The organism is Hydrogenophaga taeniospiralis (assembly GCF_020510445.1).
In the GTDB taxonomy this organism is placed as follows: domain Bacteria; phylum Pseudomonadota; class Gammaproteobacteria; order Burkholderiales; family Burkholderiaceae_C; genus Hydrogenophaga.
Map to the genome: position 1 here is coordinate 2,494,368 of NZ_JAHBAG010000001.1, position 15,070 is coordinate 2,509,437.

The window sequence follows — 15,070 nt, forward strand, 5'->3', positions numbered from 1 at the left end:
GTTATGTCATCGAACGCGAAATCCGCTGACGCCCTGCACCGCGAAACCCTGGCGGTGCGGCTGGCGACCGAGCGCAGCCAGTACGGCGAGAACTCCGAGGCCCTGTACCTGACCAGCGGCTATGTGCAGCCGTCCGCCGAAGACTCCGCACGCCGCTTTGCTGGTGAAGACGACGGTTACACCTACGGCCGCTCCGGCAACCCGACGGTCACCAGCTTCGAGATGCGCCTGGCCGCCATGGAAGGTGCCGAGGCCTGCATGGCCACCGCCTCGGGCATGGCCGCGGTCATGCTGATGTGCTTCAGCCTGCTCAAGGCGGGCGACCACGTCATCATTTCGCAGTCCATGTTCGGATCCACGCTCAAGCTGGTCGGCTCCGAGTTCGGCCGCTTCGGCGTGGAAACCTCGGTGGTGCCGCAAACCGATCTGGCCGCCTGGCGCGCGGCCATGCGGCCCAGTACCCGGCTGCTGTTCGCCGAAACGCCCACCAACCCGCTGGGCGAGGTGTGCGACATCCAGGCCCTGGCCGACCTCGCTCACGGCGCAGGCGCGCTGCTGGCCGTGGACAACTGCTTCGCTTCGCCCGCCCTTCAACGGCCGGTGGATTTCGGGGCTGACATCGTCATGCACTCCGGCACCAAATACCTGGACGGGCAGGGCCGCGTGATGGCGGGCGCCCTGTGCGCCAGCGCCGCCATGGTGCGCGACAAGTTCCTGCCGGTGCAGAAGAACTCCGGCATGGTGCTCTCGCCCTTCAACGCCTGGGTGGTGCTCAAGGGCCTGGAGACACTGGACCTTCGCATGAAAGCCCAGAGCGCGCAGACCTTGGCTTTGGCTCAGTGGCTGGAAGCGCATCCCGCGGTGGCCCGGGTGTACTACCCCGGCCTGGCCAGCTATCCCCAGCACGCATTGGCCATGCGCCAGATGAACGGAATCGGCGGCGCGGTGCTGTCCTTCGATGTGAAAGCCGCCAGCCCCGAGCAGGCGCGCCAGCGCGCCTTCCATGTGCTGGACCAGATGCAGGTGCTCTCGCTGTGCACGAACCTGGGCGATACCAAGACCCTGTGCACCCACCCCGCCAGCACCTCGCATGGCAAGCTGTCCGAGGCGCAGCGCCAGGCCGCCGGCATCGGCCAGGGACTGATCCGCGTGGCCGTCGGCCTCGAACACCTGGACGACATCCGCGCCGACCTGGACCGCGGTCTCTCCAGCCTCTGATTTTTGCGATCCCTCACATGACCGTCCGTACCCGCTTTGCTCCCTCGCCCACCGGCTTCATCCACCTGGGCAACATCCGCTCGGCCCTGTACCCCTGGGCCTTCGCCCGCGCCACCGGCGGCGTTTTCGTGCTGCGCATCGAAGACACCGACCTCGAACGTTCCTCGCAGGCCGCGGTGGACGTGATCATCGAAGGCATGAAGTGGCTGGGCCTGGACCACGACGAAGGGCCGTTCTACCAGATGCAGCGCATGGACCGCTACAAGGCGGTGCTGGCCGAGATGGTGGCCGCGGGCCATGTCTACCCCTGCTACATGAGCATGGCCGAGCTTGATGCCTTGCGCGAGCGCCAGATGGCCAACAAGGAGAAGCCACGCTACGACGGCACCTGGCGGCCCGAGCCGGGCAAGGTCTTGCAGCCGGTGCCGGAAGGTGTGAAGCCGGTGCTGCGCTTCAAGAACCCGCAAGGTGGTGTGGTGGCCTGGGACGACAAGGTCAAGGGCCTGATCGAGATCCGCAACGACGAACTCGACGACTTGGTGATCGCGCGGCCCGACGGCACGCCCACCTACAACTTCTGCGTGGTCGTGGACGACATCGACATGGCGATCACGCACGTGATCCGTGGCGACGACCACGTGAACAACACGCCGCGCCAGATCAACATCTTCCGCGCGCTCGGCAAGGAGCCGCCGGTCTATGCCCACCTGCCCACCGTGCTCAACGAGCAGGGCGAGAAGATGAGCAAGCGCAACGGCGCCAAGCCGGTCACGCAATACCGCGACGAAGGCTATCTGCCCGATGCGATGGTGAACTACCTCGCGCGCCTGGGCTGGAGCCACGGCGACGACGAAATCTTCAGCCGCGCGCAGTTCCTCGAATGGTTCAACCTGGACCACCTGGGCCGCAGCGCCGCCCAGTTCGACGAAGCCAAGCTGCGCTGGGTCAACGCCCAGCACCTGAAGGCCATGGACGATGCCGCGTTGGCGCCGCTGGTGGCCGAGCAACTGCTCAAGCGCGGCATCACCGCCGATGAGCGCCTGGCCGCCATCTGCGGTCTGTTCAAGGACCGCTGCGACACCACGGTGGCGCTGGCCGGCTGGGCCGCCGCGTTTTACGCCGACGTTGCACCCAGCGCCGAAGAGCGTGCGCAACACGTCACGCCCGCCATTCAGCCCGCGCTGGCCACGCTGTCCGAGAAGCTCGCCGCCAGTGCCTGGAACAAGGCCAGTATCTCGGCGGCCATCAAGGAAACCATCACCGCCCATGGCATCAAGATGCCGCAACTGGCGATGCCGGTGCGCGTGCTGGTGATGGGCACGGCGCAGACGCCGTCGCTCGACGCGGTGCTCGAATTGCAAAATCAACAAACAGTTTTGACGCGGCTTCAAAATCGCTGAAAAATGTCCTATAATTTGAGGCTTGCTGATTCACACCAAGCGGTGACATGCGAAGCGTGAATCAACAAACCCTGTGGGGGTATAGCTCAGCTGGGAGAGCGCTTGCATGGCATGCAAGAGGTCAGCGGTTCGATCCCGCTTACCTCCACCACAATTTGTGAAGCTTGTGTCGGTACTTGTTAAAGGCGCTGATACAATGCGAAGTTCGGTTAGTTCCAAGGTTTTGACCCTATCGTCTAGAGGCCTAGGACATCACCCTTTCACGGTGAGTACCGGGGTTCGAATCCCCGTAGGGTCGCCAAGTTTGTGGCACTTGGCCTGAAGCGAAAGCCTCAGGCAAAAGCTGCACCACTGCGGAGTGGTAGTTCAGTTGGTTAGAATACCGGCCTGTCACGCCGGGGGTCGCGGGTTCGAGCCCCGTCCACTCCGCCAGTCAGCACAAGGGTTAGCAGGTACGTATCTGCTAACCCTTTTTGTTTTTCTGGCTACCTCTTCACCAGCCGCTGCATCCAGTCCAGCAACGCAGTCGGCAGTGCGTCCGGCGTCGGCAGCAGCGCGTACTGGTGGGCACCAAACACGGTGGGCAGGTAGCTGGTGGCCTGCCGGTCCACGGCCAGGCAAAACGGCGAGATGCCCTGCAGCTTCGCTTCGGTCACGGCCTGGCGGGTGTCTTCGATGCCGTAGCGGCCTTCATAGACATCGCTGTCGTTCGGTTTGCCATCGGACAACAGCAGCAGCAGCCGGTGCGTGGCGCTTTCGCGCATGAGCGCGGCGCTGGCGTGGCGCAGGGCGGTGCCCGCCCGCGTGTACTGGTCGGGCTCCAGCGCCGCGATGCGCAGCGCCACGGCGGGGCTGTATGACTCCTCGAAGCGCTTGATGTCCCACACGCTCACCGCATTGGGCCCATTGCCCGAGAAGGCCTGCACCGCGAAGGGCTCGCCCATCGCCCCGAGGGCGATGCACACCAGCAGCAAGGCTTCGCGCTCGACGTCGATGACCCTGCGGCGGCTCGAGATCCAGCCATCGGTGGATCCGCTGACGTCAATGAGTATCAGGATCGCCATGTTTCGCCGGGACCGCTGTTGCGAGCAATACAGGTCCTGGGTCATCGGCCAACCGGCGCGCATGTTCGCCAGTCCTTCGACGCAGGCTTCCAGGTCGATGTCGTCGCCGTCTGTCTGGCGGCGCCGCAGCGTGCGCTGGGGGCGCAGTGCCGCGAAACGCTGGCGTATGGCGCCGAGCACCGGGCGATGCTCGGCCAGGGTGTCGTCCACCCACTGCTGTACTCCCACCGGTGCTGCCAGCACCCGCACCGTGGCGCCGGGGTGGCGGTAGGCCTCGATCCGGCAATCCCACTCGGGGTAGCAGAACGCCTGGGGTGCGTCGGACGCGGCAGCCTTGGTGTGACGGGGATGTACCGTGGGCGGGTCGTCGGACAGCAATACCTCCGGGGCCTGGCCCGGCGTCCAGACCAGCCGCGCCTGGGCGAGATCGGAGACCAGGTCGGCGAACTCGTCGGCCGCCGCATGCTGGTCGCGGTCGGTTGGCCGCTGCATTCCGAGCGGGTCCTCGGCCTGTTCGTGGGGTGCTTCGGGCGGGATCATCCAGGCGCCCTGCGCCGTGTCATCTTCCTGCTCGGCGCCTTCACGCACTTCGGGGCGACGCACCAGGCGCGCGCTGCGAGTCGTGCGTTCGGCGGTGTCGCCGATCGGGTCGCTGCCTTCAAGGCGTGGGTCCATGGCATCGCCCGGCTTGCGCAACGCGCCGGTCCAGCCGTCCAGGAACAGGGACGGGGCGCCCAGGCGCCCCGCGCTGGCCAAGTCCCGGACCATCTCGGCCGCAAGGAGACGTGCGATGCAGGCCGATTCTTCCGGCGATGTATCGATGGGCGCATGCTTATTCGGCCCATCGCAAGGCTGCGCGATCAAGGCGCGCACCCAGGCTTCCAGAGGTCGGCGCGCTGCGGGGAACTGTGCCAGCGGCGGACGGGCAGCCAGCGCTGCGCGGCGCCAGCTGTTCAAGGAGCTGGACATGCCGCGCAACAGGCGCGCCAGCGCCGCGTCGGCCGCAATGGCTTCCAGCAGCAGGTAGATGTCGAGAACCAGCGGCGAGTCACAGTGGTCCACGCCCGCGGCGCTGCCCCGGCTCGCCCGCATGGCCTGTACCAGGGCCATGGTGCGAAAGCGGTCCATGGCCAGCGTGGTGTCGGTCAGGCCGGTTTCAGACGGCAACCAGATGCACTGGCCATCTGTGGCCGGCAGCGCCATGCGCGCCTGCGGGAAAGCGTTGCGCTGGAAGGTCTTGGCGAGCCAAGTGGGCCTTGCTGGCATCTGCGCCGTGCGCAAGCGGTAGGCCGTGCCGAACACCGCCTTGATCAGCAGGCCCAGACGCGGCGCCACATCGGCCAGCAGGGTCATGGGCCGGGGCGGTGTCCTGGCCCGATGCCGTCGCCACAGGGTCTGTGTGAAAACGGTCGCGTGGCGGGCCACGTCGGTGATCACGTCCTCGGCTTCGGCCATGGGGGTGTTACTCGATCAGACGAAGGTGGCGTCGACCAGATCGCGCATCGCGCCCACCAGCGCTTCGTCGTCCGACAGCGGCGACACCACGGCGCTGTGGCAAGCCTGCCGCGTGGGGACGCCACTGGCCACCAGCGCGGCCGCTGCGATCAACAAGCGGGTGCTCGGCACCTCCGCCAATCCGCGGTCGCGCAGTTGGCGCAAGCGTTGCCCGAGCGACACCAGCGCCACGGCCGTGGCATGGTCGGCGCCGGCCTCGCTCTCGATGATGGCCGCCTCACGCGCAGCGGGAGGGAAGTCGAAGTCGAGCGCCACGAAGCGCTGCCGCGTGCTGGGCTTGAGGTCTTTGAGCATGCGCTGGTAGCCCGGGTTGTAGGAGATGACCAGCTGAAAGCCGGGTGCCGCCACCAGTGTCTCGCCGGTCTTGTCGATCGGCAGCATGCGGCGGTGGTCGGTCAAGGAATGCAGCACCACCGTGGTGTCTTGCCGGGCTTCGACCACTTCGTCGAGGTAGCAGATGGCGCCCTCGCGCACAGCGCGGGTCAGGGGCCCGTCCTGCCAGGCCGTGCCGTCGTTGCGGATCAGGAAGCGGCCGATCAGATCGCTCGCGCTCAGGTCGTCGTGGCAGGAAATCGTGACCAGGGGGCGCTTGAGCTTCCAGGCCATGTGTTCGACAAAACGGGTCTTGCCGCACCCGGTGGGGCCCTTGAGCATCACGGCCAGCCGCAAGGCATGGCAGTGCTCGAAGATGGCCACCTCGGCGCCCGATGGTAGGTAATACGGCTCGCTGCCGGTCGATGGTTCTGACCGGTCCAGCGGGTCAACGGTGTGGAGCAGCGCGGTGGTCATGGCCTTACTGACGCGGTGGGCAAGACCGTCCCGGCGGTGGGAGCGCCTGTCGTCATGGCCTCCTCGTCGAGGTCGAAGCGGGGTGCATGGCGGAAGAAGTCGTAGATGAACAGCCCCACGCCGGTCGCGAACAGCGAGCCGGTGGCGATCAGCATGACGAAGTGCACCTGTATCTTCAGTTGGGCGTCGAGATAGCCCATGCCCATGATGCGCTCCAGATAGACCTGCGCGATGCCGGCGGTGGCAAACGACAGCGTCATGCCGAACATGCCGCCGACCTGCATCCAGAACGCCCAGTAGCCGAGGCTGCTGCCTTGTTCGCTGCGCCCCGGCGTCATCGCTGGCAGCGCGTAGGTGATCATGGCCAGCACGATCATGGCGTAGGCGCCGTAGAAAGCGGCGTGCCCGTGCATGGCAGTGATCAGCGTGCCGTGGGTCCATTTGTTGACGTCAGGGAACGTGTGCGCCAGGCCCAGCAGGCCGGCCCCGAACAGGGTGAACACCGCGCTGCCGATGGTCCAGTGCAGGGCCAGCGTGTTGGGGTGCGACAGGCCCGCGCGGCGCATGGCCGAATACGCGAACATCGCCATGCCCACCAGCGCCGCGGGCTCCAGCGCGCTGAAGATGCCACCGATGGGCAACCAGTACGACGGCACGCCCACCCAGTAGTAGTGGTGTGCCGTGCCCAGAATGCCGGCGATGAAGACCAGGCCCACGATCACATACAGCCACTTTTCCATGACCTCCCGGTCGGCGCCGGACAAGCGGATCAACAGATAGGCCAGAAAGCCGCCCTGGATCATCACCCACACGCCTTCCACCCAGAGGTGGATCGTCCACCAGCGGTAGTAGATGGAGACGGTGTAGTTCTCGTACTCCAGCAGCGCGGGCAGGTACAGCAGCGCGGCCAGGCCGAGACCGAGCACGAGCACGCCCTCCGTGGTGGTGAAGCGTTTGGAGCGCCAGATCGTCATGCCGATGTTGTAGAGAAAGATCAGCATGCAGATCACGATCACGATCTTGTGCGGCAGGGGCTGCTCCAGCAGCTTGTTGCCGGTGCCGTAGCGAAACAGATAGCCCACCACGGCGGTCACGCCCATCAGGGTCCACAGGACCAGCTGCACATAGGCGAGCCGGGTGCTGTAGAGCTCGGTGCGCGATTCGTCGGGCACCATCCAGTAGGTGGCGCCCATGAAGCCAGTGAGCACCCACACGATCAGCAGGTTGGTGTGGATCACCTTGGTCACATCGAAGGGCAGGATGTTGAGCAGCGGATCGGGCCCGAGGTATTTGGCGGCCGACAGCAGGCCAAACACCAGCTGCAACCCGAACAACACCATGGCCACGGCGAAATACCAGTAGGCAACCGATTGAGACCTGTAGCGCATGTCGAAACTCCTGCAGAGGGGCGGCGGTGGCCCGCTGCCGGTGTGGGCTTGGCGGCGTCGCAGCCCGTTACTTGAAGGTCGCCAGGTACGCCGCGAGGTGGGTGACCTGTTCGGGCGTCAGGTCCTTGCCGTAGGTGTTCGGCATGAACGAGACCCCGTCGGCCGAGTACATGGGGCCTGCGACCAGGTGCGCGCTGGGCTGGGTGATGGACTCGCGAAGGTAGCTCGCCAGGTCGGTGGCGGTGCCTTTGTAGCCGGGTGAGGCCAGGGTCTGCTGCGTGCGTGTGGCGATGCCCGCCAGCGAGGGGCCCGCCATGTCGGCGCCCGCCGTGAGGGAGTGGCAGGCGGTGCAGGCGGGGGCGGCGGTTCTGAACATCCGCTCGCCCAGGGCCACCGGGTCTTTGTCGGAGGTGGCTGCCGCTGAGGTCGATCCTGCAGGCGTCGAAGCCGCCGCCACGGCGGGGACAGTCGCGTTCCCTCCTGTGGCGCCCAGGCCGGTGACCATGATCGGCCGCGGTGGCCAGCCCTGGTTGTCCACCTGGCTCACCCAGTCGAGAAACGCGATCAGGCCGTCAATCTCGGCATCGCTCAGGTTCTGCTGGGGCATGAGCCGCCGGTGGCGCTGCTCGTCGTAGAACTTCGACGGGTCTTTCAGGAAGGCCCGCAGGTAGGGCGCGCCGCGCTGCTGTGCGATCTTGGTCAGGTCGGGCGCGTAATACGCACCTTCACCAAAGATGGTGTGGCAGTTGATGCAGTTGTTCTTGTGCCAGGTGTTCTTGCCCAGCGTGACCGCGGGCGTGATGTTCTGCGCGTTCGTCAGCTTCGGGAACTGGCGGTGGCTGTCGATGGTGAGGCCGAGAAAGATCAGCGTGGCGAGCAGCGTGGAGCCGATCGCGAAATACCGTGCCTGGCGCTTGTTCATGTGTCTGCACCCGCGTCAGACGCTGATGCCCGTCCAGTGAATGACGCTGATGGCGGCGGCGTACGCGATGCCGGTGGCCATCAAACCGAGCACGATATGGCTGAACACCTGGAGACTTCGGTACGCGGTCATGGGAGGCACCTCGGCAGTTGCGCCCGCGTTCTCTCAAGGGCGAGAGAGGCAGGCGGACGGTGCATGGTGACCAGTCCGTTTCTTGCGGTCCGTACGGCAACGCACACATGGAGCGCTGGCAGCCTTTCATGGCCCGCTGCGTGCGATGAGCAGGCAACGGGGTGGGACCGCTACCCGAACTTGAACAGAATGCCGTGGCCGCCGCGTGGGTATTCCCAGTCCACGTTCAGGTGTTCGCTGCAGATGACGCGGCAGCTGCCGCACTCCAGGCAGCCGTCGGTGATCAGGGTCACCGCGCCGTTGCCTTCGGTCTTGTAGCAGGAGGCCGGGCAGACGAAGGTGCAGCTCTTGACGACGCAGTCGTTGGTGCAGACGCTGGCGTCCTTGATCCGGATGTGCGGCCGTCCGGCGTCGACGCGGTAGCGGTTCTGGAAGAGCTTTTCTTCCACATTGACGGTGATGGCGTTCATCGGATGGCCTTCCAGAGTTTGTACGCGTCGCCCACCAGTCCGGTGAGTTTGCGGGTCTTGCGAAAGTGGGCAAAGATTTCGCGCTCTTTGGTTTTCTTGTCCACGCCGTCCACGGTGATCATGGTGCGCGCGGCCTGCGCCACCATGTCGGGGTAGCTGGTGAAGAATTGCGGGTTCTTGTGCAGCACGGCCGGCATGTCGCGGTACTTGTGCAGGTCCTTCATCACGAAGCTGGCGTCGAGCGCGGTCTTGTAGCTCTTGAGCGCCTTGCTGTCGAAACCCCGGTTCGCGGCCTTGGCGGCGATCACCGCTTCGCCCGCGAGGCGCCCGGTGGTCATGGCGAGGTTGGAGCCTTCGCGGTGCACCGCGTTGACGAAGCCACCCGAGTCGCCCACGATCATCCAGCCGTTGCCGTAGACCTGCGGAATGGCATGGAAGCCGCCTTCCGGGATCAGGTGGGCGCAGTACTCCTTCATCTCGCCGCCCTCGATCAGCGGGGCGATGGCGGGGTGGCGCTTCATCTGTTCGAGCAGCACGTAGGGGCTGGTGCGGTTCGGGTTGTTCTTGAAGTCGCCCAGCATGCAGCCCACGCCGATGGTCAGCGACTCCTTGTTGGTGTAGAGGAAGCCGGTGCCCATCATGCCGTCGGTGATGCGGCCGATCATCTCGATGACGACGCCCGATTCTTCGCCGATGTTGAAGCGCTGGCGGATGGTCTCTTCGGGCATGAAGAGGATTTCCTTCACGGCCAGTGCCACGTCGCCGGCCTGGATGTCGCCATGGAACCCGGCCTTGCGCGCCAGCGTGGAGTTCACGCCGTCGGCCAGCACCACCACGTCGGCGTAGATGTCACCCTGTTCGCGGTCGCACTGCACGCCCACCACCTGGTCGCCGTCCATGATGAGGTGGTTCACGGTGGTCTCGCAGATCAGCAGCGCGCCGGCCTCGCGCACCTTGGAGCTGAACCATTTGTCGAACTGCGCGCGGATGATGGTGTAGCGGTTGTACGGCGGCTTGTTGTGGTCTTCGCTGCGGATGTGGGTGCCGACGAAGGAACTCTCGTCGAGCAGCCACATGCGCTGTTCGATGATGTGGCGCTCCAGCGGCGCGTCTTCGCGGAAATCGGGAATGATCTCTTCGAGTGCCTTGGCGTACAGGATCGCACCCTGCACGTTCTTGCTGCCCGGGTATTCGCCGCGTTCGATCTGCAGCACCTTGAGACCGGCCTTGGCCATGGTGTAGGCGCAGGCGTTGCCCGAGGGCCCCGCGCCCACGACGATGGCATCGAATTGAGAGGGTTTTTTCATCGCATTCTCCTGTGAGCGGGTCAGGCCACCTGCCGGCTGCGCAGGGCCAGATGGGCGGAAAAGGCCTGGGTCAGCGCGGGCAGCACCTGCATCGCGTTGCCCACGATGCCGTAGTGCGCGAACTCGAAGATGGGCGCATTGGCGTCGGTGTTGATCGCCACGATCACGTCCGACGCATCCATGCCGACCCGGTGCTGCACCGAGCCCGAGATGCCCGCGGCGATGTAGAGCTTGGGCCGCACGGTCTTGCCGGTCTGGCCGACCTGGCGCTCCGCCTCCACCCAGCCGGCCTGCACGCAGGGCCGGGTGGCGCCCACTTCGCCGCCGAGCACGCGCGCCAGCTCGAACAGCAGCTTGAAGTTCTCGGGGTTCTTCATGCCCTTGCCGCCGCTGACGATCACGTCCGCGTAGGGCAGGTTGATCTGGTGGCTGTTGGCGTCGGCGATGAAGTCGAGCAGCTTGGTGACGATCTGCGTCTCCACCATGCCCAGCGTCTCCTGCACCGTCTCGCCGCCGCGGCCGGGCTCGGCCTTGGGCATGAGCATCACGCGCGGGCGCACCGTGGCCATCTGCGGGCGGTAGGCCAGGGTCATGATGGTGCAGTAGAGCGAGCCCCCAAAAGTGGGCCGCGTGGCCGCCAGGGCGCGGGTGGCCGGGTCGATGTTGAGCTCGGTGCAGTCGGCCGTCAGGCCGGTGAGCAGCGTGGTCGCCACCGAGCCCGCCAGGTCGCGGCCCATCGAGGTGGCGCCCAGCAGCAGGATCTCGGGCTGGTACTTGTTGACCAGATCGGTCAGGCCCTTGGTGAAGGGCTCGTTGCGGTAGCCCTTGAGCACCGGGTCTTTCATGATGTAGGCGGTGTCGGCGCCGAAGGTGAAGGCTTCGGCGGCGAACTTCTCCAGCTGCTCGTCGGGGCCGCCGAGCAGCACGGCGCCCACCGCGCTGCCCAGCTTGTCGGCCAGCTTGCGCGCTTCGCCCAGCAGTTCCCACGACACGCTGTGCACATGGCCGCGGTCGTGTTCGATGAAGACCCAGACGCCCTTGTAGGCCTTGAGTTCGTCCGACAGCTCCAGGTTGCGGCCTCGGCCGGCGGGGCGCTTGGCGGGTGCGGCGGGTTCGGTCATGACAGCTCCTTCATCAACAGGTCGGATTCCAGGGTCGGATGGCGGGTGAACACCTTCTGCAGCAGGTTGAGCGACATGTCGCGCAGGGTGGTCGTTTCCATGTCGAGCATGTCGGCCTTTTCGCTGCGCGGCGTCGGCCCGAAGACCTTGCTCACCACCGTGGGCGAACCCTTGAGGCCGATCTTTCCGATGTCTTCGATGCCGGCCTGCTCCTTGTTCCACTTGCGCACCGGGTAGCCGGCGGCGTGGATCATGGCGGGCAGGTTGGCGAAGCGCATCTCGTTGGTGTTCTCCAGCATCGTGATCAGGCAGGGCAGTGCGGTCTTGAGCACCTGCACGCCGCCCTCGGCGCGCCGCTCCACCGTGATGGTGCGGGCCTCCAGGTCGGTCTCGACGATGCGCGAGACGTAGGTCAGCAGCTGCAGGCCCATGCGCTTGGCGATGCCCGGCCCCACCTGCGCGGTGTCGCCGTCGATGGTCTGTTTGCCGGTGAAGACGATGTCCACCGCCTGCTCGCTGGCGATCTGCCGGATGCCGGCGGCCAGCGCGTAGGACGTGGCCAGCGTGTCGGCACCGGCGAAGGCGCGGTCGGTCACCAGCACCGCGTCGTCGGCGCCGAAGCTGATGCACTTGCGCAGCGCCTCTTCGGCCTGCGGCGGGCCCATGCAGAGCATGGTCACCTTGCCACCGAACTTGTCCTTCAGGCGCAGCGCTTCCTCCAGCGAAAACAGGTCGTAGGGGTTGACGATGGCCGGCACCCCCTGGCGCATGATGGTGTTGGTGACCGGGTGGACGCGGATCTGCGCCGAGTCGGGCACCTGCTTGATACAGACGACGATGTGCATGTCCATGCTCCTTTCAGGCGGTGGCGCGTTGTGGAAGCGAGGCTTTGAGGTTGTCGACCGACACGTGCTGCCGGCCGCCCACGTCCTGGAACACCTTGAACACCTTTTCCTGGGCCGGGGTGGAGCTGACGAAGTCCGCGTAGGCCTTCATCAGCTGCTCGCGGTAGCTGGTGAACAGCAGCACCTCGTTGCTCTGGTCCTGCAGGTTCTGCTGCCGGATGTACTGGAAGAAGCGCTTGAGGATGTGCAGCCGGCTGACGTTGACCACCGCCTGATCGAACGGCACGCCGAAGTACTGCAGGAAGTCCTCGGCGGACGACAGGGCCTTGAGTTGTTGAATGAAGTTTTCCATCGGGTCTCTCATTCCATGGTGGCGGGTTGACGAAGCGGGTGCGAGAAGCTGGGCTCGGCGCAGTGGTCGTCGCAGACGCCGCAGCTGGCGTCCGCGCTGGCGAAGGCGGGCGACGACGCGGCCTGCTGGCGTTCGAGCTGGGCCACGCGGTCGAGCAGGCAGGCGATGGCCTTGCCCACCGGGTCGGGGATCAGGTGGTGGTCGAGGTCGAAGCCGTGCGTGGTGCGCCGCCCCGGTGCCACCACCCGGCCCGGAATGCCGACCACGGTGGCGCCGTCCGGCACGGCCTCGATGACGACCGAGTTGGCTGCGACGCGCGCGCCGTCGCCGACGCGGATCGGCCCGAGGATCTTGGCGCCCGCACCCACCACCACCGCATGGCCCAGGGTGGGGTGGCGCTTGCCGGGGTTCCAGCTGGTGCCGCCCAGCGTGACGCCGTGGTAGAGCGTCACGTCGTCGCCGATCTCGGCGGTCTCGCCGATCACGACGCCGGTGCCGTGGTCGATGAAGAAGCGCGCGCCGATGCTCGCGCCGGGGTGGATGTCCACCTGCGTGAACCATCGCGCGGCGAACGACAGCCAGCGCGGCAGGTAGCGCCAGCCGCGCGCCCACAGCGCGTGGGCCAGGCGGTGCAGCGCGATCGCCTGCACGCCCGGGTAGATGGTCCAGACCTCCAGCAGGCTGCGCGCGGCCGGGTCGCGGGCGAGTACGCAGCGCGCGTCCTCGCGCAGCAGCGACCACCACGAGGCCCGGGGCGTGCCCCGGGTGGGCGCGCTGGTGGCGGTGTTCAGCGCGGCCTTCATGCCAGCCCCATGGCCGTTGTGTGGGCCGTCTGCGGTGCCGCGCCGTGGGCTTCCCGCAGGAAGCCGCGCAGCTCGTCGGGCGTGGCTTCCTGTTTCACGCGCATCGCGTGGTCGCGGATGCGCGCGAGCACGCGGCCGGTGAGTGCTTCATCGTCCATGGCCACGCCCAGGGCGCCATAGGCCTGGCGCACCGCCTGCGAGCCCGAGTGTTTGCCCAGCACCGTGCGGCGCTGGCGGCCGAGCTCGCCCGGGTCGAAGCCCTCGTAGGTGGACGGGTGCTTGAGCAGCCCGTCGATGTGGATGCCCGACTCGTGCGTGAACACGGCCTCGCCCACGATGCTCTTGTTGAACGCGACCTGGCGGCCCGAGGCGCGCGCCACCAGGTGCGAGATCGGCACCAGGGCCTGCGTGTCCACGCCGGTGTCGCCGTGGTGCAGGTGGCGAACACCCATCACGATCTCTTCCAGCGCGGCGTTGCCGGCGCGCTCACCCAGCCCGTTGACGGTGGTGTTGGCGTGGGTGGCGCCGGCGCGCAGCGCGGCCAGGGTGTTGGCCGTGGCCAGGCCCAGGTCGTCGTGGGCGTGGATCTCGATGTCGATGTGCAGCGCGTCGCGCAGCCGGGCGATGGCGTCGAAAGTGCTGAACGGGTCGAGCACGCCCAGGGTGTCGGCAAACCGCAGGCGGCTCGCGCCACAGGCCTGGGCGCGCTGCGCCACCTCGATCAGGAAGCCGATGTCGGCGCGCGAGGCGTCTTCGGCGCCGAGCGAAACCTGGCGCCCGCTCGCCGCGGCCTTCTCGATCACGCGCGTGACCTGCGCCAGCACCCACTCGCGCGACTGCTTGAGCTTGTGCCGCAGGTGGATGTCGGACACGGGGATGGAGAGGTGCACGATGTGGGCGTCGCAGCGCAGCGCGCTGGCCAGGTCCGCGTCGGTCAGGCGGCCCCAGACCATCAGCGCCGCGGGCAGACGCAGGGCGGCAATGCTGTTGATGCAGGCGATCTCGTCGTCGCCCATGGCCGGGATGCCGATCTCCATTTCCGGCACCCCCGCGTCCGACAGCGCGCAGGCGATGGCGCACTTCTCGTGCTCCGTGAACGCCACCCCGGCGGTCTGTTCACCGTCGCGCAGCGTGGTGTCGTTGATGATGAGGTTGCGGGGCATGTGGCGGCTTCCTTTGCCTACCTCATCGCAAGGTGCATGCCACCCGTTTTCCCCTCTCAAACCACCTTCTGGAGCGCCTGGCCGGGCCGGTTTGTCGGGTCTGGTCAGCGGGAGGCATTGGCTGGCCTCTGGCCCATGTCGGAAATGTGTTGTTTCGGACAGGGCTCGGTGCTTCTCGTGTTTGGCACCGCGCGGCTGCGGCAGGAAAGAAACCCCCGTCAGTGCTCGCGCGCATGGTTGCGCGTGTGGCGCGGGAATTCGACCACGAGGTCGGTGTCTCGCAGCTTCACGCAGCAGGCCAGGCGCGACTGCGCGTCCAGGCCCCAGGCGTGGTCGAGCTGGTCGTCTTCTTCGTCGTCGGGCGCGGCCAGCGAGGTGCCGCCTTCTCGGATGTGCACGTGGCAGGTCGCGCAGGCCGCCACCATCTCGCAGGCGTGCTCGATCGCCACGCCGTGGGTCAGCAGGCTCTCGCACAACGAGGCACCGCGCCGGACATCGAGCTCGCGGCCCTCGGGGCAGAGGTCGGGGTGGGGCAGGATGCGAACCTTGGGCATGTCGGTCTTTCAATGCGTCAATACGAC

14 protein-coding genes and 3 tRNA genes are annotated in these 15,070 nt (G+C 66.7%); 5 read left to right on the plus strand and 12 right to left on the minus strand.

The genetic code is table 11. The features are described from left to right. The first annotated feature begins 3 nt into the window (after positions 1-3). From KIH07_RS11965 to KIH07_RS11985, 5 genes are all read left to right on the plus strand, one after another. Positions 4-1,218 (plus strand): O-succinylhomoserine sulfhydrylase, encoded by a 1,215-nt coding sequence (locus tag KIH07_RS11965; RefSeq protein ID WP_226492184.1) that lies wholly within the window; start codon positions 4-6, stop codon positions 1,216-1,218. A 17-nt stretch (positions 1,219-1,235) separates the two neighbouring features. Continuing rightward, positions 1,236-2,618 (plus strand): glutamate--tRNA ligase, encoded by a 1,383-nt coding sequence (gltX, locus tag KIH07_RS11970; RefSeq protein WP_226492185.1) that lies wholly within the window; start codon positions 1,236-1,238, stop codon positions 2,616-2,618. A 75-nt stretch (positions 2,619-2,693) separates the two neighbouring features. Beyond that, positions 2,694-2,769 (plus strand) — tRNA-Ala (locus KIH07_RS11975). Between the two features lie 74 nt (positions 2,770-2,843). Further along, positions 2,844-2,919, plus strand: a tRNA-Glu gene (locus tag KIH07_RS11980). 54 nt (positions 2,920-2,973) lie between these two features. After that, positions 2,974-3,050, plus strand: a tRNA-Asp gene (locus tag KIH07_RS11985). 53 nt (positions 3,051-3,103) lie between these two features. Here the strand turns inward: KIH07_RS11985 and KIH07_RS11990 are convergent. The 12 genes from KIH07_RS11990 to fdx form a co-directional block, all read right to left on the minus strand. Next, a complete protein-coding gene (locus tag KIH07_RS11990; RefSeq protein WP_226492186.1) occupies positions 3,104-5,137 on the minus strand; it encodes a nitric oxide reductase activation protein NorD in 2,034 nt (677 codons plus the stop codon). A 15-nt stretch (positions 5,138-5,152) separates the two neighbouring features. After that, positions 5,153-5,986: a CbbQ/NirQ/NorQ/GpvN family protein gene (locus tag KIH07_RS11995; RefSeq protein ID WP_226492187.1), complete on the minus strand. Its 834-nt coding sequence runs from the start codon at positions 5,984-5,986 to the stop codon at positions 5,153-5,155. After that, on the minus strand, positions 5,983-7,374 hold the full coding sequence (locus tag KIH07_RS12000) for a cbb3-type cytochrome c oxidase subunit I (RefSeq protein WP_226492188.1): 1,392 nt from the start codon (positions 7,372-7,374) through the stop codon (positions 5,983-5,985). Before KIH07_RS12000 ends, KIH07_RS11995 begins: the two co-directional genes overlap by 4 nt. A gap of 67 nt (positions 7,375-7,441) precedes the next feature. After that, entirely contained in the window at positions 7,442-8,296 is an 855-nt protein-coding gene (locus KIH07_RS12005) for a c-type cytochrome (protein WP_226492189.1), read from the minus strand. A gap of 302 nt (positions 8,297-8,598) precedes the next feature. After that, positions 8,599-8,898, minus strand: coding sequence for a ferredoxin family protein (locus KIH07_RS12010; protein ID WP_226492190.1), 300 nt, complete (start codon positions 8,896-8,898; stop codon positions 8,599-8,601). Further along, positions 8,895-10,229, minus strand: coding sequence for an FAD-dependent monooxygenase (locus KIH07_RS12015; RefSeq protein WP_226494692.1), 1,335 nt, complete (start codon positions 10,227-10,229; stop codon positions 8,895-8,897). Before KIH07_RS12015 ends, KIH07_RS12010 begins: the two co-directional genes overlap by 4 nt. Further along, complete coding sequence (locus tag KIH07_RS12020; RefSeq protein ID WP_226492191.1) at positions 10,226-11,326, minus strand: electron transfer flavoprotein subunit alpha/FixB family protein; 1,101 nt, start codon at positions 11,324-11,326, stop codon at positions 10,226-10,228. The genes KIH07_RS12015 and KIH07_RS12020 overlap by 4 nt, the downstream gene beginning before the upstream one ends. Further along, positions 11,323-12,171 (minus strand): electron transfer flavoprotein subunit beta/FixA family protein, encoded by an 849-nt coding sequence (locus tag KIH07_RS12025; RefSeq protein ID WP_226492192.1) that lies wholly within the window; start codon positions 12,169-12,171, stop codon positions 11,323-11,325. Before KIH07_RS12025 ends, KIH07_RS12020 begins: the two co-directional genes overlap by 4 nt. A 13-nt stretch (positions 12,172-12,184) precedes the next feature. Continuing rightward, positions 12,185-12,523 carry a nitrogenase stabilizing/protective protein NifW gene (nifW, locus tag KIH07_RS12030; protein ID WP_226492193.1) on the minus strand — a complete coding sequence of 113 codons (339 nt, stop codon included), beginning with the start codon at positions 12,521-12,523 and terminating at the stop codon, positions 12,185-12,187. An 8-nt stretch (positions 12,524-12,531) separates the two neighbouring features. Further along, positions 12,532-13,326, minus strand: a complete 795-nt coding sequence (gene cysE, locus KIH07_RS12035; protein ID WP_226492194.1) for a serine O-acetyltransferase — start codon at positions 13,324-13,326, stop codon at positions 12,532-12,534. Then, complete coding sequence (nifV, locus tag KIH07_RS12040) at positions 13,323-14,489, minus strand: homocitrate synthase (RefSeq protein WP_226492195.1); 1,167 nt, start codon at positions 14,487-14,489, stop codon at positions 13,323-13,325. Before nifV ends, cysE begins: the two co-directional genes overlap by 4 nt. Before the next feature lie 218 nt (positions 14,490-14,707). Then, positions 14,708-15,043 carry an ISC system 2Fe-2S type ferredoxin gene (fdx, locus tag KIH07_RS12045; protein WP_226492196.1) on the minus strand — a complete coding sequence of 112 codons (336 nt, stop codon included), beginning with the start codon at positions 15,041-15,043 and terminating at the stop codon, positions 14,708-14,710. Positions 15,044-15,070 lie beyond the last annotated feature (27 nt).

What these genes read in the sequence shown, in the direction of transcription:
- KIH07_RS11965 (WP_226492184.1), top strand. Translation starts at nt 4, where the DNA reads ATGTCATCGAACGCGAAATCCGCTGACGCCCTGCACCGCGAAACCCTG.
- gltX (WP_226492185.1), top strand. Translation starts at nt 1,236, where the DNA reads ATGACCGTCCGTACCCGCTTTGCTCCCTCGCCCACCGGCTTCATCCAC.
- KIH07_RS11990 (WP_226492186.1), bottom strand. Translation starts at nt 5,137, where the DNA reads ATGGCCGAAGCCGAGGACGTGATCACCGACGTGGCCCGCCACGCGACC.
- KIH07_RS11995 (WP_226492187.1), bottom strand. Translation starts at nt 5,986, where the DNA reads ATGACCACCGCGCTGCTCCACACCGTTGACCCGCTGGACCGGTCAGAA.
- KIH07_RS12000 (WP_226492188.1), bottom strand. Translation starts at nt 7,374, where the DNA reads ATGCGCTACAGGTCTCAATCGGTTGCCTACTGGTATTTCGCCGTGGCC.
- KIH07_RS12005 (WP_226492189.1), bottom strand. Translation starts at nt 8,296, where the DNA reads ATGAACAAGCGCCAGGCACGGTATTTCGCGATCGGCTCCACGCTGCTC.
- KIH07_RS12010 (WP_226492190.1), bottom strand. Translation starts at nt 8,898, where the DNA reads ATGAACGCCATCACCGTCAATGTGGAAGAAAAGCTCTTCCAGAACCGC.
- KIH07_RS12020 (WP_226492191.1), bottom strand. Translation starts at nt 11,326, where the DNA reads ATGACCGAACCCGCCGCACCCGCCAAGCGCCCCGCCGGCCGAGGCCGC.
- KIH07_RS12025 (WP_226492192.1), bottom strand. Translation starts at nt 12,171, where the DNA reads ATGCACATCGTCGTCTGTATCAAGCAGGTGCCCGACTCGGCGCAGATC.
- nifW (WP_226492193.1), bottom strand. Translation starts at nt 12,523, where the DNA reads ATGGAAAACTTCATTCAACAACTCAAGGCCCTGTCGTCCGCCGAGGAC.
- cysE (WP_226492194.1), bottom strand. Translation starts at nt 13,326, where the DNA reads ATGAAGGCCGCGCTGAACACCGCCACCAGCGCGCCCACCCGGGGCACG.
- nifV (WP_226492195.1), bottom strand. Translation starts at nt 14,489, where the DNA reads ATGCCCCGCAACCTCATCATCAACGACACCACGCTGCGCGACGGTGAA.
- fdx (WP_226492196.1), bottom strand. Translation starts at nt 15,043, where the DNA reads ATGCCCAAGGTTCGCATCCTGCCCCACCCCGACCTCTGCCCCGAGGGC.